The sequence below is a fragment of the Kitasatospora sp. NPDC127035 genome (genome assembly GCF_042726075.1).
Classification (GTDB): domain Bacteria; phylum Actinomycetota; class Actinomycetes; order Streptomycetales; family Streptomycetaceae; genus Kitasatospora.
Map to the genome: position 1 here is coordinate 41,785 of NZ_JBHXDN010000027.1, position 19,139 is coordinate 60,923.

The following is a 19,139-nucleotide window of genomic DNA, read 5'->3' on the forward strand; positions in this document are numbered from 1 at the left end:
CGGGGGCACGGGCAGATTCGGTACTCCGGCGGGGGACGGGGGAGGTCAGCGCAGCAGGACCCGCGCGTACACCGCCTCCACGGCCCGCTGCGCGCCGGCCACGTCGAACCGCTTCGACCGTTCGCGCGCGGCCGCGCCGAGCCGGGTGCGCAGCTCGGGGTCGTCGGCGAGCCGGGCGAGGGCGTCGGCCAGGGCGGAGGGGTCGCCGGGCGGCACGAGGAACCCCTGGTCGCCGTCGTCCAGCACCTCGGGCATGCCGCCGACCCGGGTGACCACGGCCGGCAGACCGCTCGTCATGGCCTCCATCAGGGCGACCGGCAAACCCTCCTGGCGCGAACTCAGGGTGAACGCGTCGAAGGCGGGGAGCAGTTCGGGCACGTCGGCGCGCGATCCGGTGAAGAGGACGGCGTCCGTCAGGCCGAGTTCGGCGGCGAGGGCGCGGAGCCGGGCCTCCAGCGGCCCGGCGCCGATCAGCACCAGCCGGGCGTCCGGGCGGCGGCGGCGCAGCGCGGCGTGCGCGGCGAGCAGGGCGGCCTGGTCCTTCTTCGGGGTCAGGTTGCCGACCGTGCCGACCACGAACGCGTCGTCCGGGAGCCCGAGTCCGGCGCGGGCGGCGGCGCGGGCGGCCGGCCCCTCGGGGGCACCGGCGAGGTCCGGTCCGTGGTGCACCACGGTCACCCAGTCGCCGGGGCGGCGCCGGTCCGCCGGGATGGTCCGCTCGACGGCGTGCGAGACGGCGATCACCGCGTCGTTGCGCCGGTAGGTGAGGGCATTGGCCCAGCGGGTGGCCGTGCGGTAGCGGTCCCAGACGTTGTGCTCGGTGTGCACCAGGCGTGGCGCCGGCGCGACCGTGGGGGAGAGCAGCCGGGCGGCGGCGGCCGGGACGGGCATGTGGGTGTGGACCAGGCCGTATCGGCGGTCGGCGATCAGCCGGCGCAGCCGCAGCGGCCAGCGCGGGTCGGCCCGGCCGGGCGTGCCCGGGACGCCGCCGAGGCAGTGCACCGGGACGCCGGCCTCGGTGAGCGCCGGGGCGAGCGCGTCCTTCCACGGCAGGACGTAGGCGACCTCGATCCGGTAGCGCGAACGGTCGGCGTGGCGGGCGCAGTTGAGCAGCAGTTGTTCGGCGCCGCCGCGTCCGAGGCCCTTGGCCAGCCAGAGCACCCGGGTGGGCTCGTCCGTCGGGCCGTGCGCCGGCGCGTTCACCGCTCCTCCGCCTCGCGCAGCAGGGCCGGCTCGCCGTGGTCGCCGCCGCGGCCGCCGCCGTGGTCGCTTCCCGGGGCGCCGCTCCGTGGGCCGCGCCCGTTGACGCCGCGGCCGAGGCCGGGGCGGCCGGTGTGACCGTTGCCGTCGGGGCCGTCCGTGCCGCGGGCGCCGGTCCCCGGGCCGCGCTCCGGCGCGTGACCCGGCGTGTGGCCTGGCCCGTGACCCGGCGCGTTGCCGGGGCCGTGCGGGGAGTCGGGCGTCGACTCGTGCTCCGGTCCGGGTCCGCCGCCCGGGCCGGGCGCGCGTCGGGCCCAGCTCGGTGCGGCCCGCCCGTCCCCGCGTCCGCCCCCGCGCTCTCCCGACCGTTCACCGGGCCGCGCGCCGTGCCGCTCGGCCACCGGCCCGGCCGCCCGCGGCACCGCGGTCGGCTGCCCGCCCCGTCCGGCCGGCACGCCGGCACCGCCCCCGGTGCCGCGCCGCCGCCGTCCGGACGGCCGGCCGGACGTGCCGAGCAGCGCCACCCCGGCCACGGGGACACCGGTTCGGGAGAGCAACTCGGCCACCCGGTCGGCCTGTTCGGGTGTGACGTTGCCGCTCCGCACGGTGACCAGCACCGCGTCCGCGTGCTGCACCAGGTCGTACGCGTCGTTGGCGTGCAGCAGCGGGGAGGTGTCGACGAGGATGACGTCCGCGTGCCGGCGGGCCCGGCGCAGCACCTCGGCGGCGCGCAGCACCAGCGCGGCCGGGTACGCCGTGGTGTTCCCGCCGGTGATCAGCGAGACCCCTTCGACGTTGGTCGGCCGGATCAGGTCGTCCAGTTCGCCCAGCCGTTCGCCGCTGAGCAGCTGGGCCATGCCCGGTCCGTCGCCGACCCCGAGGTGGGCGTGCAGCTGGGGGTTGCGGAAGTCGCAGTCCAGGACCAGGACTCCGCGGCCGGTCTCGGCGAGGGCGGCGGCCAGGTTGGCGGTCGTGATGGTCCGGCCGTCGAGGCTGCTGCCGGAGGTGACCAGCACCACCGGCGCGGGCTCGGCGAGCCGCCGCGAGACGGTCTCCGCAGGATCCCGGTCGTCGCCGCCCGTCGGGCGGGCGAGGGAGTCGGGGCCGGTGAGCAGCAGGGTGGAGCGCAGGGAGCGGTAGGCCTCGGCGGCCGGGTCGGAGGGCCGGGCGCGGACCAGCGGTTCGCGCAGCCTCCGCAGGCGGCGGGAGAGTTGCGGCACCTCGCCGATCACCGGCAGGTTGAACGCCTCCTCGACGGCGTTGCGGGTGCGGAGCCTGGTGTCCATCCGGCTGAGCATCAGTGCGGCGACCACGCCGAGCGCGAGCCCGAGCGCCACCGCGAGGCCGAGCCGCACGCCCCGGCTGGGGGAGGAGAGCACGTTGCTCGCCCCCTGCCGGGCGTCGATGCTGCCCCACTGCTGGATGGCGTCGGTCTGGGCGGCGTTCTGCAGTTTGCTGATCGAGGTGAGGGTGGTGGTCAGCGAGGTGTTGGCGGCGGTCAGCTTGGGCTGGAGCTTGGGCTGGTCGGCGGCCGAGGACCGGGTGTACTGCTGCTGGATCTCGTTCAGCTGCCGCTGCTGCTCGTCCGCCTGCGCCTGGAGCTTCTTGATGGTCTCGGAGGAGCTGCGGGCCGACTCGTCGCTGTAGCCCTTGATGATCGCGGCCGAGTAGGCGGTGGCCAGGTCGGAGCAGGACTGCCGGGTCGGCCCGGTGGTGGCGATGGTCAGCATCTGGGCGCTGTCCGCGGTGACCGTCCGGCGGGCGATCACCGCGGCGGCGTCCGTGATGCCGAGCTGTCTGGCGGTGGCCGTGGCGACGTCGGCCCCCTGGGCGTAGGAGAGCACCTGGTCGGCCCGCACGGTGTCGCCGGCCCCCGCGACCGGCGTGATGGCGACCTTGCACTTCCATCTGGCGTTGTCCACCGCGTCGCCGGCGGGGGCCAGGAGCCAGCCGACGACGAGTGCGGCGAGCGTGCAACCGGCGAGCAGCCGCCAGTACCGCCGCAGGACGGTGAAGTGGTTTGCCGGTTCCACCGGTTGGATCCCCTCGCGTTCATGGTGCGGTGGTGCTGTTCAGCGCCCGTCCGGCTCCCGCAGGGGAGTACGGAGGGTGGGGGTACTGCCGGCACTGCCCGGGCCGCCGGAACGGACGGCTCCCGGCACGGTGGAATCCCTCGGACGATGTCGCAACCCGCCCCCCTGACGACTCGCGGACGGCGTCCCGACGACGCGCTCCCCGCAGACGCGGCCCGGCCCGGCGGTGTACCGACACCCACTGACCGCCGTCCCCGCCGGTCCCCCCGGCGATGCTTCCCGAGCCGCGACGTGCGGCGCAACCGCTTTGGCGATACTGGTCCGGGAGACCTTGTACAACGGGCCGCGACCGCCCGGATCCGGACAGACCGTACTCGGCCGGTCCGCCCGTCCCGAGCCTCCGGGCGAGCCGTCCGTCACCCGCAGGGCGGTCGGAGCGGTCCGGGCGGCCCGGCCCCCGGGCCGGGCCGGACCGCCTTCAGACCGTGCGCAGCCGCAGCGAGCGCTCGTAGAACCCGACCATCTGGGCCGACACCTGCTGCAGCGTGAACGAGGTCAGGAACCGCGCCCGCGCAGCCTTCGCCCGCACCCGCGCCGCGGCCCGGTCCTCCAGCGTGTCGATCAGCGCCTCCGCCAGCGCGGCGGGCCGCTCCGGCGCCACCAACCGCGCGTAGTCCTCCGAGCCGACGGTCTCGCGCAGCGCCGGGACGTCGGAGGCGACCAGCGGCACCCCGACACCCATCGCCTCCATCGCCGCGCTGCCCAGGCCCTCCCAGCGCGACGGCACCGCCAACGCGTCGGCCGCCGCCATCAGGTCGAACACGTCGTCCCGCGGCCCCAGGAACCGCACGCCGCGCGTCGCCCCGGCCAGTGCCAGCAGCCGGTCCGTCTCGCCGCCCTCGCTGCCGGCCAGCAGCAGCACCGCCTCCGGCTCCGAGCGCAGCACCGCGGGCCACGCCTCCAGCAGCACGTCCAGACCCTTCTGGTACTGCTGGCGGGCCGCGGCCAGCACCACCGGCACGTCCTGCGGCAGCTCCAGCGACGAACGCACCGCGGCCCGCCGGTCCGGCGTCACGATGCCCAGCCGCTCCGGGTCGCGCCCGCGCGGCACCACGTCGATCCGCTGCGACGGCACCCGCAGCCGGCGCGCCATCGCCCCGGCCACGTACCGGGTCAGCGCGTGGAACCGCCGGGTGCCCTGCGCGGTCGCCGCGTCCACCGCCTGGGCGGCCCGCACCTTCCACGGGCTCAGCCCGCGCGCGTTGCGGTGCTCGGGCCCGTACGCCGCGTTGACCAGGCTGGTCACCACCGGCGTGCGGGCGGTCAGCGCGGCGGCCCGGCCGAGCACGTCCGACTCGTACAGGGTGGTGTGCAGCAGATCGGGGCGGCGCTCGCGGACCAGCCGGTGCAGCGCGGCGACGGTCTGGCTCCGGGAGGGCCGCCCGACCCCGAAGACGTCGGCCCCGGCCGCGGTCAGCTCCGGCTGGAAGCCGCCGGTCGAGTCCTTGAGGTACGCGATGTCGAGGCGGACCCCGGCCCGCACCAACTGGGGTGCCATTGCCACCAGGCCCTGCTCGGCCCCACCGACCCGGCTCACGCTGTCGATCACATAGAGCACATGCACAGGCCAACCCCCGCCCTCCTGGGCGCGCCCGGTCTCCCGTGCCGGGACGACGCCCTGACTGCCGCTCAGCATCGCAGGTCGCGACCGGTACCCGCCAGCGATTCGGTCAGGACGGCCGCCCGCGGTCGGCCGCGGCCACCCGGGGGAGAGGGCGGCGCCACCGGCAGGGGGCGGCCGAAGGCGCCGGGCGGGGCGCGCGGATCCCCCACCGGGCGCACCACGGCGCCCGACCGGCGCCCGCCGGGAGTATCCGCGCCGAACAGCGGACCACCGCCGGGTTGCGCGAAGGGGTCGTCCCGCGCGGGGCCCTGTGCCAAGGTCTTTCCCATGCCCGAAGCGACACCGGTCAGGACGGCCGGAACCCGCCCCCGCATCCTGCACCTCATCACCGACCCTCGCCGCCGCGGTGCGCAGAACCTCGCCCGCGACCTCCACCGCGAACTCCGCCGCCGTGGCCAGGCCTCCGCGCTGCGCGCCCTCGCCCCGCACCCCGACGCCCACCCCGACGCCGCCGACACGCGGGCCACCGCCGTGCTCGGCCCCGGCCGGCTGCACCCCCGCACCCTCACCGCCCTGCGCGCCGCCGCCCGCACCGCGGACCTCGTCGTCGCACACGGCTCCTCCACCCTCCCCGCCTGCGCCCTCGCCCTGGCCGGTACCCGCACCCCCTTCGTCTACGTCTCCATCGGCGACCCCCGGCACTGGACGGCCGGTCCGGTGCGCCGGCTGCGCACCGGCGCCCTGCTGCACCGGGCCGCGGCCGTCACCGCGCTCGCCGACGAGGCCCGGGAGGTGCTGGTGGAACGGTTCGGGCTGTCCGCCGCGAGCGTGCGCACCATCCCCAACGCCCGGGCGGCCGACCGCTACCCGCCCGCCGACGGCGAGGCCGACCGGCGCGCGGCCCGGCAGTCCCTCGGCCTGCCGCCGGACGGCCTGCTGGTCGCCTGGCTCGGCGCGATCTCCCGGGAGAAGCGGCTGGACGTCGCCCTCGACGCCCTCGACCGGCTCCCCGACGTCCGCCTCGCCGTGGCCGGGGACGGCCCGCAGCGCGCCGCCCTGGAACGGCACCCGGCCGCCGCCCGGGCCCACTTCCTGGGGACCCTCCCGGATCCGGCTCCGCTCTACCGGGCCGCCGACGCCGTCCTGCTGTCGAGCGACAGCGAGGGCGTGCCCGGGGTGCTGATCGAGGCCGCGCTGGCCGGGCTGCCCGCCGTCGCCACCGACGTCGGCTGGGTCCGCTCGGTCGTCCGGGACGGTGCCACCGGCTCGCTGGTCGCCCCGGGCGACCCGGTCGCCCTGGCCGAGGCGCTGGCCAAGGTGCTGGCGGGCGACCGCGCCGGGCTCGGCGCCGCCGCCCGCGTCCACGCGCTGGCCCACTGCGAGCTGGACGTGGTCGCGGACGCCTGGCAGGAGCTCTTCACCGACGTGTGCGGACACGAAGGACGCGGCTGACGCGTCCCGGTACGCCGGGCCGGGTGCGCCGATCGGGCGAATCCCGGCCCGACGCACCGGGGCGACTGGCCGATGACGTTCCGTCACCGTCACACTGCCCCGTGTGAAGTCGATCCTGAGAACCACTCTGCTGCTCGCCGTCGCCACCGGGATCGCCGCGTGCCCCGTGCAGGCCGGCGCCGTCTCCCACCAGCCGCCCCGCGAGGGCGCCCAGTTCGTCCGTCTCGACCAGCCGCAGCCGGTGCGCGAGAGCGCCCGCACCGAGGCGGTCGAGTTCTTCTGGTACGACTGCGGTCACTCCCAGCAGCTCGAACAGCCTCTCCAGGCCTGGGTCGAGAAGCACCGGTCCGACGTCGACCTGCGCCGGGTGCCGGCCATCTGGCAGGGCAGTCGTGAGGAGGGTGCGCAGCGCGGTCACGCGCGCCTGTACTACACGCTGGAGCGGCTCGGCCTGGTCGAGCGGCTGCAGTCCTCCGCGTTCCGCGCGATCCACTCCGACGAGCAGGACCTCACCACCGAGGACCTCACCACCGACTGGGCCGCGCGCCAGGGCGTCGACGCGCAGCGGTTCCGCGAGGTGTACCGCTCGGAGGACGTCCAGCGGGCCGTGGACGAGGCCGTCGCGCTGTTCGTCCGGTACGGCATCAACGAGCTGCCCACCGTCGTGGTGCAGGGCGAGTACCGGACCTCCCCGACCAACGCCGGCGGCGTCGAGGCGATGCCGGGCATCCTCGACCACCTCGTCGCGCAGGACCAGCAGCGCCACCCCCGCACGATCCGGTTCTGACCCCGGCGTTGCCTCCCGAACCCCCGGGCGGGTCGGCCGATTTCGGCCGACCCGCCCTTTTCGGCCGCCCCCCGGGCCGCGATCCGATCACGTTCACCGAACCGACCCCCGTCGACCACACTCTGTGCCACAGTGGGGGCCGGGCCGCACCGGAGCGGTGTCAAGCACCGCCCTGACGAGCCCACTTCTCGATACCGCCGGTACCGGAGAGGGCAGATGTCCGTGGGGGGACAACGCACACAGCTCGTCGACGGGCCGGCCGGCCGGGCCGCGGACACCGAGGCGCACCCGCAGGCCGCCGAGGGGCCGCCGCCCGAACTGGTCTTCAAGCGCCGGCTCCGCCCGGCCCGGGTGGCCCGCGAGCTGTGGGGGGCCCGTGAGCTGGTCCGCGCGCTGGCCGAACGCGACCTGCGGGCCCGCTACAAGCAGGCGGTGCTCGGCTTCGCCTGGGCGGTGCTCACCCCGCTCGCGCTCTGCGCCATCTTCACGCTGGTCTTCCGCCGGGCCGTCGACGTCGACACCGAGGGCGCCGCGTACCCGCTGTTCGCCTACGTCGGCCTGATCGTCTGGCAGTTCTTCAGCAACACGATGAACCAGGGCGCGCTGAGCCTGGCCAACAACCTCAGCCTGCTGAACAAGGTGTACTGCCCGCGCGAGGTCTTCCCGCTCGCCACCATGCTGGTGGCCGGCGTCGACATGCTGATCGGCACCGCCGTCCTGGGGCTGCTCTTCCTGGTGTTCTGGACCGCGCCCGCGGCCACCCTCTTCTGGGTCCTGCCGCTGCTGCTCGTCCAGTTCGCCTTCACCTACGGCGTGGCGCTGGTCCTCTCGGTGGCCGTGGTCTACCTGCGCGACGTCCGGCACCTGCTGCCGATCATCACGCAGATGGGAGTGTTCGCCACCCCGGTCGCCTACCCGCTGGCGCAGATCCCGGAGCGACTCCAGGAGATCTACGTCGGCCTCAACCCGCTCGGTGCCGTGATCGAGGGCTACCGCAACGCCCTGCTGTACGGTCGGGCGCCGGACGCCACGCTGACCTCGATCGCCTCGGTCTCCTCGGTGGTGTTCCTGGTCGGCGGCTACCTGCTGTTCAAGAAGCTGGAGACGGGGATCGCCGATGTCGCCTAGCCCGACCGCCGCCGCCCGTGACCTCCCGCCGGGCACCATCCGCACCGCCCAGGTGTGGAAGCGCTTCAAGGCGGACCAGCAGCGGATGCTGCTGCGGGACAAGGTCGACTCCATGGCCCGCCGGCTGCGCGGGGAGAAGGGCGAGGACTGGCGCTGGGCGCTGCGCGACATCTCGATGCACATCGAGCCGGGCGACTCGGTCGGGCTGATCGGTTCCAACGGCTCGGGCAAGTCCACCCTGCTCAAGATGCTGACCCGGGTGATGTACCCGTACGGCGGGGTGATCGACGTGCGCGGGCGGATCGGCGCCCTGATCGAGATCCGGGCCGGCATCCACCCCGACCTGACGGGTCGGGAGAACATCTACCTGTTCGGCGCGCTGCTCGGCCTGCGGCGGCGGGAGGTGGCCACCCGGTTCGACGACATCGTCGAGTTCGCCCGGCTCGGGGGCGCCATCGACCGGCAGGTGAAGTTCTACTCCTCCGGCATGCAGATGCGCCTCGGCTTCGCCGTCGCCGCCTACCTGGAACCCCATGTCCTGCTGGTGGACGAGGTGCTGGCGGTCGGTGACGCGGTGTTCCAGCAGCGCTGCCTGGACCGCATGCGCGAGGTCGCCGAGCAGGGCACCACCATCGTCTTCGTCTCGCACGACCTGCCGGCGGTGGAGTCGATCTGCCGGCGCGGCATCTGGCTGGAGCAGGGCTCGATCCGGGTGGACGCCGGGATCAAGGAGGCGATGGCGGGCTACCGCGACTCGATCGAGGCGCAGTCCGAGGCCGGCGGCCGGACCGGGGAGCCGCTCCGACTGCTCGAGCACGGGGTGCGCGGCGAGGGCCGCGAGAGCCTCACCACCGACGAGCCGATGACCGTCGAGCTCACGCTGGGCGGCGACTACCGCGGCGACGCGACCCTGCACCTGGGCGTCAGCGAGGGCACCTCCAGCCCGATCTTCCAGATCAGCCACGAGATCCGGCTCACCGGCGGCGACCACCCGGTCTCCTGCGTGATACCCCGGCTGCCGCTGCCGCGCGGCCGGTACACGCTCTGGGCCGGCGTCTACAGCATCGGCAGGACCGACGGCGGGACGCTGATGAGCTGGCACTCGGTCGGCCAGTTCGACGTCTTCGGGCCGATGCTGGACTCGCCCCCGCGCGCCGTGGTCCTGGCCGCGCCGGTGTTCGTCCCGCACCGCTGGGAGGAGTGACGCGTGCGACCGGTCCGGGTGCTCGTCCACCTCAACAACCTGGCCCTGGGCGGTGCCCAGCTCAACGCGGTCGACATCGCCCGCACCCTGCGTGAACGGGGCCACGAGCCGGTGCTCTTCGCCCAGGGAGTGGCCGGCCCGGCGCCGCTGGTCGACATCGCCGCCGGGCACGGCCTGGACGTGGTCGTCGCCGGCGGGCCCGACACCCCGCACGCCGAGGTCCGCCGACGGCTCGGCCGGCTCGCCGCCGAGCACGGCAGCCAGCTGCTGCACGCCTGGGAGGTCCGGGCGGCCCGCAACGCGTACTTCGGGCCCGGCCGTTACGGCCGGCTGCCGGTGGTCACCACCTTCTACGGCATCCGGATGCTGCGGGGCCTGCCCCGGCACCAGCCGCTGGTGCTCGGCCTGGGCGCGCTGATGGGCGACGGCCGGGCCTTCGGCCACCGGGACGTCAGCCTGATCGAGCCGCCGGTCGACACCGTGACCGATGCGCCCGGTGCGGCGGACGGCGCCGCCTTCCGGCGTGAACACGGCATCCGGCAGGACGAGTTGCTGCTGGTCGTCGTCACCCGCCTGGTGCCCGCGCTGGAGAAGGACGCCGGCGCCGAACTCACCGTCGACGCCGTCCGGCTGCTGGACGACCCCCGGGTCCGGCTGGCCGTGGTGGGGGCCGGGCCGAGCCTGGAGCGGCTGCGCGCCCGCGCGGCCGAGGCCAACGAGGCGCTCGGCCGTGAAGCCGTCCTGGTCCCGGGCCAGTTGGCCGATCCCCGGCCGGCCTACCAGGCCGGGGACGTCGTCCTCGGGATGGGCGGTTCGGCGCTGCGCGGCCTGGCCTTCGGCAAGCCGGTGGTGGTGCACGGCGCGGCGGGCTACACCGCCGTGCACGAGCCGGGGCCGCTGGTCGAACCGCACGCCTCCCGCTGCATGTACGGCTTCGGTGACGGCTCGCGGGAGCCCGCCGCGCTGGCCGGGCAGCTGCGCGGGTTGCTCGACGACCCGGTCCGCCGGGCCGAACTCGGCGACTGGGGGCGGGAGTGGGTGGTCGGCCGGTTCTCGCTGGAGAGCGTCACCACCGCCTTCGAGGAGCTCTACGGGCGGGTGCTGGCGCGCCCCGGCGGTGCGGTCGGCTGGCTGAAGGACCTTGAGCAGATGGCCCGGTTCGAGTTCGCCAAGCCGGCCGGGCTCAGGCTGCTGCGCCGGTGACGGGGGGAACGGTGCGGCGGGGCGGCGGCGGGACGGCGGTGACGGGGGCGGTAGCGGAGGTGGAGGTGGGGCGGGGGTAGCCGTCCGGAGTGCGGGCAGGCATTTACCTAACTGGTTCAGCGGTGTTTAATGGTTAGCATGAGCGAGCTGACGATCCCGCACATCCACCACCGCCACGTCGACGTCGACGGTCTGCGCGTCTTCTACCGGGAGACCGGACCGGCCGACGCCCCCGTCCTCCTGCTGCTGCACGGCTTCCCGTCCGCCTCGCACCAGTTCCGCCGGCTGTTCGACGCGCTCGGCACCCGCTACCGGCTGATCGCCCCCGACTACCCGGGCTTCGGTCACAGCGAAAGCCCCGCCCCCGGCGCGTTCGACTACCGCTTCGACACCCTGGCCGACGTGGTCGAGGGCTTCTGCCGGACCCTCGGCCTCGACCGGTTCGCGCTCTACGTCTTCGACTTCGGCGCCCCGGTCGGCCTCCGGCTCGCCACCCGGCACCCCGAGTGGGTCACCGGCCTGGTCGTCCAGAACGGCAACGCCTACGAAGAGGGACTCTCCGACCAGGCGCGGGAGTTCATCGCCAACCGGCCCGGCGTCGAAGGGGCCGCCGAACGCGCCCGCGCCATTCTCACCCTGGAGATCACCCGCGCCCAGTACGAGGGCGGCACCGGTGACCCGGAGCTGGTCGCCCCCGACGGCTGGACGCTCGACCAGCACGCCCTCGACCTGCCCGGCCGCAAGGACATCCAGGTCGAACTCGCCCTCGACTACCACTCCAACGTCGCGCTCTACCCCGTCTGGCAGGAGTGGCTGCGCACGCACCGCCCGCCCACGCTGATCGTCTGGGGCCGCAACGACCTGTTCTTCACCGAGCCCGGCGCCCGCGCCTACCTGCGCGACCTGCCCGACGCCGAACTGCACGTCCTGGACACCGGGCACTTCGCGCTGGAGGAGAAGCTTCCGGAGATCGCCCCGCTGATCGACGACTTCCTCGCCCGTACCCAGAAGTAGCCGGAGGGGGTGCGGGCGGCCCGGGAGCCGCGCGTCGGGAGCCGGCCACCTGGATCCGGCCGCACCACCCCGCCCGCCGCACGACCCCTGCCGCCGCACCACCCCTGCCGCCGCACCCCGGACCCGGACCCGTGGCAGCCCGCCCGGGCGTCCGCGGGGACCGCTCAGCCCCGGCGCAGCAGCAGCGTCACGAAGCCGAGCGTCCCCCGGTAGCCGTGCAGCCACTCGGCGCGGTGCAGGTCGGCCGCGGCCCGGGCGGCCTCCGCGTCCGGATGGTCCGCATGGTCCAGCGCCCACTCGGCCAGCGCGCCCGTCCAGGAGAACTCGTAGTCGTCCCACTCCTGGCGGCTGCTCACGTACCCGAACACCGGTGTCCAGCCGTCCGCCGTCACCCGGTCGACGGTGGTCCCCAGGTCCGCGTAGTCGTCCCGGTCCGCACCCAGCCCGTCCAGCGCGGGCCGGTCCGGCTCACGCTCCCAGAACCCCTCGCCGACCAGCACCCGGCCGCCCGGCGCCAGGTGTTCCCGGGCGGCGTCCAGCGTCGGCAGCAGCCCGCCGAACGCATGCGTGGCACCGACGTTCAGCACCAGGTCGAACCCCGCGGGATCGGTGAACTCCCGGGCGTCCAGGTGGTGCAGGCCGAGCCGCCGCTGCACGCCGAGCGCCTCCGCCGTCTGCCGGGCGCGGGTCAGCGCCGCCGCGTCCAGATCCACCCCGACCGCCTCCCAGCCGGTCCGCGCGGTCAGCGTACGGATCAGCCAGCCGCCCTCGCCGCACCCCAGGTCGAGGGCCCGGCCGTGCTCGGTGCGCGCCGTCGCCCGCGCCAGCAGCCGGGCCACCGACTCGTCGGCGACCGGTGCGGCGATCGGGTGGTGGGCGTGCGCGAGGCGGGAGATCGTCCGACGGTCCATCCGGCCAGTCTGCCGCAGCCGCGCTCAGTACGTCCGGCCTTTCCAGGCGGCCCCCCTGCCCCGCCAGTGCTGCACCGCCGAGTCCACCGTCATCAGCAGGTAGAGCGCCGCCGTGAACGGCAGCAGCAGGGCAGCCGGCGCCGGCTGCCGGTAGTACCGGAGCATCGGCAGGAAGGTCCCCGTCATCAGCGCCCACGCCGCCCCGCCGACCGCCGCCACCGGCCACGCGCCGGTCACGAGACCGGCCACGCAGGCGAGGGGCGGCACCAGGTACACGAGCGCCAGACCGAGCACCGTGCCGAGCAGCAGCAGCGGCGAGTGCCGCAGCTGGGCGTACGCGCTGCGCGACACCATCCGCCACAGCTGCGCCAGCCGCGGGTAGGGCCGCACGCTGTCCACCTGCTCGGCCAGGCCCAGCCAGGTCCGTCCGCCGGACGCCTTCACCGCCCGCGCCAGCGACACGTCGTCGATCACCGCTCCCCGGATCGCCGCCACCCCGCCCGCCCGCTCCAGCGCCTCCCGCCGCACCAGCGAGCAGCCGCCCGCAGCCGCGGCCGTCCGGGAGCCGGGCCGGTTGCTCCACCGGAACGGGTAGAGCTGGGCGAAGAAGTACACGAACGCCGGCACGATCAGCCGCTCCCACCCCGTCTCCACCCGCAACCGGGCCATCTGCGAGACGAGGTCCAGCCGGTTGCTCTCGGCGGCGGCCACGAGCTCGGCCAGCGACTCCGGGCCGTGCGCGATGTCCGCGTCGGTCAGCAGCAGGTACTCGGCGTCCGGCCCGGCCAGGTCGACGCCGTGCCGCAGCGCCCACAGCTTGCCCGTCCACCCCGGCGGCAGCGGGGGAGGCGTGGTCACCGTCAGCTCCAGCCCCTCCGGCGCGGCCAGCCCGGCCGCGAGCCGGCCGGTGCCGTCCGTGCTGTGGTCGTCCACCAGGATCACCCGGGCCCGCCCCGGATACTTCTGCGCCAGCAGGCTCGGCAGGCTCACCGGCAGCACCTCGGCCTCGTCCCGGGCCGGCACCACCACCGCGACCTGCGGCCAGCGCGCGGGCGGACGGCGCGGCGGAAGCCGCACGTCGGTACGCCAGAAGAACCCGTGGCAGCCCGCCAGCCAGAGCCAGACCAGCAGGGAGAGCGCAGCGATCCACAGCAGGACGGTCACCCGCGCAGTCTGCCGCACCAGGGGCCCGGCGGGGGGCATCGACTAAAGTCTTGACCCGTGAAGATCGCACTGATGGACTCGGGAATCGGCCTGCTGGCCGCCGCCGCCGCGCTACGGACGCTGCGTCCGGACGCCGACCTGGTGCTCTCCTCCGACCCCGCCTCGATGCCCTGGGGCCCGCGTACGCCCGAGGAGGTGACCGCGCTCGCCCTCGGCTGCGCGCGGGCGGCCGCGGCGCACCGGCCGGACGTGCTGGTCGTCGCCTGCAACACCGCCTCGGTCCACGCGCTCGCCGCGCTCCGCGCCGAACTCGAACCCGGCCTCCCGGTCGTCGGTACCGTCCCGGCGATCAAGCCGGCCGCCGCCCTCGGCGGCCCGGTCGCCATCTGGGCGACCCCCGCCACCACCGGCAGTGCCTACCAGCGGAACCTGATCCGCGACTTCGCCGGGGCGGCGGCCGTCACCGAGGTCGCCTGCCCGGGCCTGGCCGACGCGATCGAGCACGGTGACGACGCGGCGATCACCTCCGCGATCGCCGCCGCGGCCGAGCGCACCCCCGCCGGCACGGCCGCGGTCGTCCTCGGCTGCACCCACTACGAGCTGGTCGCCGACCGGATCCGGGACGCCGTCGCCCCGACGGCCGCTCCGGGGCTCACCCTGCACGGCTCGGCCGAGCCCGTCGCCGCCCAGGCCCTGCGCCGCGTCGCCGACCCGACCCGTCAGGGCGCGGGCACCCTCACCGTCCTCCACGCGGGAGCCCCCGCCGTGCTCCCCGCCGCCGCCCTCGGCTACCCCAGGGCCCTCCTGCTCGGTTCCCTGACCGTCTGACCCCGCCGCGCCCGTGCGCAGGACGTCGGACGGGCCGACTTCCTGCGCGCCGGTGTGCGCACGTGACTCCTGGAGCGTTCGGGGCGTCCGGGGCTCCCGTGCTGCTCGGACGGGCCGTCCGGCCGCAGTCGCCGGGCGTGGGCCTACGGGTGTGGGCCGGCGTGGGCGTGGACCGCGGTGGGGTGGGCGGCGAGCTCTGCTCCAGCCGCGTGGTTCCCGGCGGGCACAGGAAGTCGGACGGGCCGACTTCCTGTGCGGGAGGGTGCGCGAGGGCGGGTGAGGGTGCGCGAGGGCGGGTGAGGGCGGGTGAGGGCGAACGGACGGGCGTCAGGCGGCCTGGCCGCGCCAGCGGCGGTAGGCCGGTTCGAGGCCGGACAGGATCGTGTCGAACCTGCGCGTACTCGTCGTGGAGTCCACCTGGAGGCGGCTGATCTGGAGCGGGTGGTTGGGGAGGCGGGGGCCGAGACGGTGGTCGGAGAGGAAACCGAGCCGGTAGCCGAGTTCCTGCAGGACGGTTTCGGCGCGCGGGTCGTGGCCGCCGTCCGGGTAGGCGAATGCGGTCGGCGGCTCGCCGAGCCAGCGGGTGAGGGCCTCGTGGGCGCCGGTGATCTCGGCCCGGACGGTGGCGTCGTCGCAGCGCCCGAGGCACGGGTGCCCCTGGGTGTGGTTGCCGATCGCGACGCCGCCCTCGCGGAGCGCGAGCAGGTCGGCGGGCGTGAGCTGGTCCTGGCCGGGCGGTCGGCGGTCGGCGCTGACCCGCAGTTCCTGGAGGCTGCGCCGGCGGTCCGGGTCCGGCATCGCCTTGAGCCGGCGGAGCAACTGGGAGGGGTGTCCGCAGTCGAGTGACCGGGCGCGCCCGCCGTGCCGGGCGAGGAAGTCGGCCTCGTGCCACCAGAACGGCTTCTCCGTCCCGATCAGTTCGGAGATCACGAAGGCGGCGGCCGGGATGCCGCGCTCGTGGAGGGCGGGCAGCGCGTGGGTGAGGACGCTGCGGTCGGCGTCGTCGAAGGTCACCAGCACGCTGCGGGCGGGCAGCGGACGCCGTTCGGCGACGGCCTGCTGCACGGCGGCCAGCGAGACGGGTGTGGCGAGTCTTCGCAGCCGGTCCAGCTGGTCGCCGAAGGAACGGGGGTCGGTCACGCCGTGGTAGGCCAGCACGGCGAGCCGCTGCGCGGCCCGGGCCCGGAACAGCGGCTGGACGGGCGCGAAGCGGAGCCACGCCCCGCGTGCGTCCGCCGGACAAGCGGCGTCGGCGCCCCGGGCCGGGCGCGGCACCGGGAGGGGTGCGGGCCGTGGCACGGGCCGCAGGCTCCGGCCCGCGGCCGGGCCGGTGAGCGACTGCCCGCCGAGCGGTTGGCCGGTGAACGCCTCACCCGCGAGCGCCTGGCCCGCGCGTGCCTGCCCGGCGACCGGCTGCCCGTCGGTCGGCGAGGTGGCGGCGGGCCCGGCGACCGGAACGGCCACGGGCGTCGGCACGGCTACGGGGCCTGTGGGTTTCCGCCCCACGGATGTCCGCCCGGTGGCCGGGGTGCCGGCCGGCGGCAGCGGTCGCAGGCCCGGGCGGGCCCTGACCGTGGCCGCGGTCCGGGCCATGGAACTGGAGGTCGATGTCGTGGACTGGGACTGCGGCACGGTTCCCCCTCGGTCGCCGATGCGGCGTGGCGGTACCGCCGGAGGACGGAGCCCGGCCTCCGACTCCAGGGCACGGCGGCTCCGCCCCCTGGGTATCTCCGGTCCACGGCGGGGACTCCCAACCCGCACCGCGGACGGCTCCTGGATCGCTCAATGTAATGGAGACAGGTACGGCGCGTTGATGGTTGTACCGGACAGTCCAGGTTTTTTCGGCGATCGGAAACCCGGCGGGAACGAGGCCGGAATGCACGCTCGGGGCGTGCCCCGGACGGTGCACCGGAGTGTGGGGGAACCGACCGGGGACAGCCGGAATGGGGAGCCGCTGCCGGGTGGGGGGAGCCGGCCGGCCGGCGCGCGTGATCGTCGCGCAGCGTGTCCGGGAAATGACGTCCTGCGTGCTGCCTCCGCCGCCGCACCGGGGTACCTTGGGCTCATGGCAGACGCGGAACGTGATCACGTCCACCCGCACGGCGCGACCCGGATGGACCGGTTCTGGCACGGAGGCGCGCTGGTCACCCACCAGGTGCCGCTGGCCCTGGTCGGCCTGGCCTGTCTCGCGCTGGGCATCGTGGTGGCCGTCGCGGTTCCGGACAGTGACGGTCCGGCGTGGGCGATGGCGGTGGCGGGCTGCCTCGCGGCCGGCGTCCTGCTGCTCGGCCGGATCGGGTTCGCGCTCTTCCGCCACCGTCGCCGCGCGACCATCTGATCTTCCCGGGAACGGGCCCGGACAAACCCGATCGCAGGGTGAACGCCCGATCGAGCCCAACCGGTCAGATCGGCCGGTTTCGGCCCATCTGTCAGCTCCTTCTCGCTTCTTTCACAATTCCAGGGCACCAGCCCCACAGTTCCCCCTACTGTGATTCTCGTCCGGGCCGCCGACCGGCCCGGGTGCGAGGCCATTTGCCGACGCCGGGGAGGGTGTCGCAGAGGGGGGAACGATGAGCGGCACCGCCGTGCCCGGAACGGCCCCGGCCACCGGGGGGATCCGGATCCAGGTGAAGCGCCAGCTGGCACGCCTGGTCGGAGCGAGCCCCGGCGAGGGGGCCACCGTCCTGATCTACCACCGCGTCGGCGGAGGCAGCCCGGACGAGCTGGACGTCACCACCGCGGAGTTCACGGCCCAGGCCGACCTGCTCGCCGAGCTGCCGCCCGGCCGGGTGGTGTCCCTGGACGAGGCGACCGACCGGATCGAGGCCGGGCGCCGCACCCCCGGCGCCGTCCTCACCTTCGACGACGGCTTCGCCGACGTGTACCAGAACGCCTGGCCGCTGCTTCGCGAGCGCCGCCTCCCGTTCACGATCTACCTGGCCAGCGGCCACGTCGGCGGCGAGATGCGCTGGGCGGGCTCGACGGCGAGGACCACCGGCGCCCCCGCCCTCAGCTGGGACCAGTTGCGCGAGATGACCGCCTCCGGACTCTGCACGGTCGCCAACCACACCCGCAGCCACGCCCGCCCCGAACTGCTCTCCACCGGCGAGCTCGACGCCTGCAACGACGACGTCGAGGAACACCTCGGCGTCCGCCCCCGGCACTACGCCTACACCTGGGGCGTGCCCGTCCCTCCCATGGAACCGGCCCTGCGGGCGCGGTTCCGGACCGCCGCGACCGGCGAGGTCGGCCGCAACGTACCCGGCGTCGACCCGGTCCGGCTGCGCCGGGTGCCCGTCCGCCGCACCGACCCCATCGACTTCTTCCGCGCCAAGCTCTACGGCCGGCTGATCCCCGAGCGCGCCTACGCCCGGATCGTCGCCACCGCCAAGGCGGTGGGCGCCCGTGCCTGAGGGCCTGCCCTTCCCGCGCCTGCGCGGCCCCGGTGGCCGCCCGCTGCGCGTCGCGCACCTCACCACCGTCGACATGAGCCTCCACCTCCTGCTCGCCACCGAGCTGAAGGTCGACCTGGAGGCCGGGTTCGCGACCTACGGGATCAGCGCGCCCGGCCCGTACGTCGCCGACCTGGAGGCGATCGGGGTGCGGCACGAGCCGCTGCACGCGCTCACCCGGGCCTGGCAGCCGCGCGCCGACGCCGCCGCCGCCCGCGAGCTGCTCGCCGTGCTGGACCGGATCCGCCCGGACGTGCTGCACACCCACAACCCGAAGACCGGTGTGCTCGGTCGCGTGCTGGGCCGGCTCGCCCGCGTCCCGGTGGTCGTCAACACCTGCCACGGGCTCTGGGCGCAGGCCCACGACCCGCTCGCCAAGCGGGCCTTCGTGCTCGGTGCCGAGTCCTTCGCGGCCCGTTTCTCGCACGCCGAGCTGTACCAGAACGGCGAGGACCGCCGTACGCTGGCCCGCGCCGTCCCGGCCCGCCGCTCGCGGGTGGTCGGCAACGGCGTCGACCTCACCCGGTTCGCCACCGACCCGGGTGACCGCGCCCGCATCCGGGGCCGACTGCGTGCCGAACTCGGCGTCGGACCGGACGAGTTGCTGGTCGGCGGGGTCGGCCGACGGGTCGCCGAGAAGGGCATCCGCGAGTACGCCGAGGCCGCCCGCGCGCTGGCCGGCAAGGCCCGGTTCGTCTGGATCGGACCGGACGACCCGGACAAGCCGGACGCCCTCGGCGCCGAGTCCGGGGTCGACTTCCCGGGCCCGCGCAGCGACATGCCCGCGGTCTACGCCGCCCTGGACGTCTTCGTGCTCCCCTCCTACCGGGAGGGGTTCTCCCGCTCCGCCATGGAGGCCGCCGCCGGCGGCCTGCCGATGGTGCTCAGCGACATCCGCGGCTGCCGCGAGATCGGCACCCACGACGAGCACCTGCTCCTCGCCCCGCCCGGGGACGCCCCGGCCCTCACCCACGCGCTGGACCGCCTCCTCACCGAGCCCGGCCTGCGCGACCGGCTCGGCGCCGCCGTCCGGCGCCGCGCCACGGAGCGCTTCGACCAGCGCGCCGTGGCAGCCGTCTCGCTGGAGACCTACGCGGCCGTCGCCCGCGCCAGGGGACTGCCCTGGACGGTCGGCTGAG

16 protein-coding genes are annotated in these 19,139 nt (G+C 75.5%); 10 read left to right on the forward strand and 6 right to left on the reverse strand.

All coding sequences use genetic code 11. The features are described 5' to 3' along the window. Positions 1 to 45 precede the first annotated feature (45 nt). The 3 genes from ACFWIC_RS19930 to ACFWIC_RS19940 all read right to left on the reverse strand — a co-directional run bounded on the left by ACFWIC_RS19930 (position 46) and on the right by ACFWIC_RS19940 (position 4,842). Positions 46 to 1,203: a glycosyltransferase gene (locus ACFWIC_RS19930; protein ID WP_380519595.1), complete on the reverse strand. Its 1,158-nt coding sequence runs from the start codon at positions 1,201 to 1,203 to the stop codon at positions 46 to 48. Beyond that, complete coding sequence (locus ACFWIC_RS19935; protein ID WP_380519596.1) at positions 1,200 to 3,233, reverse strand: hypothetical protein; 2,034 nt, start codon at positions 3,231 to 3,233, stop codon at positions 1,200 to 1,202. The genes ACFWIC_RS19930 and ACFWIC_RS19935 overlap by 4 nt, the downstream gene beginning before the upstream one ends. 478 nt (positions 3,234 to 3,711) lie before the next feature. After that, positions 3,712 to 4,842, reverse strand: coding sequence for a glycosyltransferase family 4 protein (locus ACFWIC_RS19940; protein ID WP_380362260.1), 1,131 nt, complete (start codon positions 4,840 to 4,842; stop codon positions 3,712 to 3,714). Positions 4,843 to 5,184: 342 nt separating this feature from the next. On the opposite strand from ACFWIC_RS19940, the gene ACFWIC_RS19945 reads away from it, so the two are divergent. The 6 genes from ACFWIC_RS19945 to ACFWIC_RS19970 all read left to right on the forward strand — a co-directional run bounded on the left by ACFWIC_RS19945 (position 5,185) and on the right by ACFWIC_RS19970 (position 11,645). Further along, the gene (locus tag ACFWIC_RS19945; RefSeq protein ID WP_329949286.1) at positions 5,185 to 6,309 is read left to right on the forward strand and encodes a glycosyltransferase family 4 protein; all 1,125 of its coding nucleotides are present in this window, start codon (positions 5,185 to 5,187) and stop codon (positions 6,307 to 6,309) included. A 103-nt stretch (positions 6,310 to 6,412) separates the two neighbouring features. Beyond that, positions 6,413 to 7,096: a thiol:disulfide interchange protein DsbA/DsbL gene (locus tag ACFWIC_RS19950; RefSeq protein WP_329949285.1), complete on the forward strand. Its 684-nt coding sequence runs from the start codon at positions 6,413 to 6,415 to the stop codon at positions 7,094 to 7,096. Positions 7,097 to 7,312: 216 nt separating this feature from the next. Further along, complete coding sequence (locus tag ACFWIC_RS19955; RefSeq protein WP_380519597.1) at positions 7,313 to 8,224, forward strand: ABC transporter permease; 912 nt, start codon at positions 7,313 to 7,315, stop codon at positions 8,222 to 8,224. Beyond that, on the forward strand, positions 8,214 to 9,428 hold the full coding sequence (locus ACFWIC_RS19960; RefSeq protein ID WP_380519598.1) for an ABC transporter ATP-binding protein: 1,215 nt from the start codon (positions 8,214 to 8,216) through the stop codon (positions 9,426 to 9,428). Before ACFWIC_RS19955 ends, ACFWIC_RS19960 begins: the two co-directional genes overlap by 11 nt. 3 nt (positions 9,429 to 9,431) lie before the next feature. After that, a complete protein-coding gene (locus ACFWIC_RS19965; protein ID WP_329949283.1) occupies positions 9,432 to 10,631 on the forward strand; it encodes a glycosyltransferase in 1,200 nt (399 codons plus the stop codon). Positions 10,632 to 10,769: 138 nt separating this feature from the next. Further along, positions 10,770 to 11,645, forward strand: a complete 876-nt coding sequence (locus ACFWIC_RS19970) for an alpha/beta hydrolase (protein ID WP_329885250.1) — start codon at positions 10,770 to 10,772, stop codon at positions 11,643 to 11,645. A 164-nt stretch (positions 11,646 to 11,809) separates the two neighbouring features. Here the strand turns inward: ACFWIC_RS19970 and ACFWIC_RS19975 are convergent, their stop codons facing one another. Both ACFWIC_RS19975 and ACFWIC_RS19980 read right to left on the reverse strand, forming a co-directional pair. Continuing rightward, a complete protein-coding gene (locus ACFWIC_RS19975) occupies positions 11,810 to 12,556 on the reverse strand; it encodes a class I SAM-dependent methyltransferase (protein ID WP_329885249.1) in 747 nt (248 codons plus the stop codon). 24 nt (positions 12,557 to 12,580) lie between these two features. After that, the gene (locus tag ACFWIC_RS19980; RefSeq protein ID WP_380519618.1) at positions 12,581 to 13,711 is read right to left on the reverse strand and encodes a glycosyltransferase; all 1,131 of its coding nucleotides are present in this window, start codon (positions 13,709 to 13,711) and stop codon (positions 12,581 to 12,583) included. A 66-nt stretch (positions 13,712 to 13,777) separates the two neighbouring features. On the opposite strand from ACFWIC_RS19980, the gene ACFWIC_RS19985 reads away from it, so the two are divergent. Beyond that, the gene (locus ACFWIC_RS19985; protein ID WP_355402980.1) at positions 13,778 to 14,548 is read left to right on the forward strand and encodes an aspartate/glutamate racemase family protein; all 771 of its coding nucleotides are present in this window, start codon (positions 13,778 to 13,780) and stop codon (positions 14,546 to 14,548) included. Positions 14,549 to 14,875: 327 nt separating this feature from the next. On the opposite strand, the gene ACFWIC_RS19990 is transcribed toward ACFWIC_RS19985, so the two are convergent. Beyond that, positions 14,876 to 16,024, reverse strand: coding sequence for a polysaccharide deacetylase family protein (locus ACFWIC_RS19990; RefSeq protein WP_380362249.1), 1,149 nt, complete (start codon positions 16,022 to 16,024; stop codon positions 14,876 to 14,878). A gap of 589 nt (positions 16,025 to 16,613) precedes the next feature. Here ACFWIC_RS19990 and ACFWIC_RS19995 point away from each other — a divergent pair. The 3 genes from ACFWIC_RS19995 to ACFWIC_RS20005 all read left to right on the forward strand — a co-directional run bounded on the left by ACFWIC_RS19995 (position 16,614) and on the right by ACFWIC_RS20005 (position 19,138). Continuing rightward, positions 16,614 to 16,886 carry a hypothetical protein gene (locus ACFWIC_RS19995; protein WP_380519599.1) on the forward strand — a complete coding sequence of 91 codons (273 nt, stop codon included), beginning with the start codon at positions 16,614 to 16,616 and terminating at the stop codon, positions 16,884 to 16,886. A gap of 232 nt (positions 16,887 to 17,118) precedes the next feature. Further along, on the forward strand, positions 17,119 to 17,961 hold the full coding sequence (locus tag ACFWIC_RS20000; protein WP_329885244.1) for a polysaccharide deacetylase family protein: 843 nt from the start codon (positions 17,119 to 17,121) through the stop codon (positions 17,959 to 17,961). Continuing rightward, positions 17,954 to 19,138 carry a glycosyltransferase family 4 protein gene (locus ACFWIC_RS20005; protein WP_329949279.1) on the forward strand — a complete coding sequence of 395 codons (1,185 nt, stop codon included), beginning with the start codon at positions 17,954 to 17,956 and terminating at the stop codon, positions 19,136 to 19,138. Before ACFWIC_RS20000 ends, ACFWIC_RS20005 begins: the two co-directional genes overlap by 8 nt. Position 19,139: the final 1 nt, after the last annotated feature.

What these genes read in the sequence shown, in the direction of transcription:
- ACFWIC_RS19945 (WP_329949286.1), top strand. Translation starts at nt 5,185, where the DNA reads ATGCCCGAAGCGACACCGGTCAGGACGGCCGGAACCCGCCCCCGCATC.
- ACFWIC_RS19955 (WP_380519597.1), top strand. Translation starts at nt 7,313, where the DNA reads ATGTCCGTGGGGGGACAACGCACACAGCTCGTCGACGGGCCGGCCGGC.
- ACFWIC_RS19960 (WP_380519598.1), top strand. Translation starts at nt 8,214, where the DNA reads ATGTCGCCTAGCCCGACCGCCGCCGCCCGTGACCTCCCGCCGGGCACC.
- ACFWIC_RS19970 (WP_329885250.1), top strand. Translation starts at nt 10,770, where the DNA reads ATGAGCGAGCTGACGATCCCGCACATCCACCACCGCCACGTCGACGTC.
- ACFWIC_RS19975 (WP_329885249.1), bottom strand. Translation starts at nt 12,556, where the DNA reads ATGGACCGTCGGACGATCTCCCGCCTCGCGCACGCCCACCACCCGATC.
- ACFWIC_RS19995 (WP_380519599.1), top strand. Translation starts at nt 16,614, where the DNA reads ATGGCAGACGCGGAACGTGATCACGTCCACCCGCACGGCGCGACCCGG.
- ACFWIC_RS20000 (WP_329885244.1), top strand. Translation starts at nt 17,119, where the DNA reads ATGAGCGGCACCGCCGTGCCCGGAACGGCCCCGGCCACCGGGGGGATC.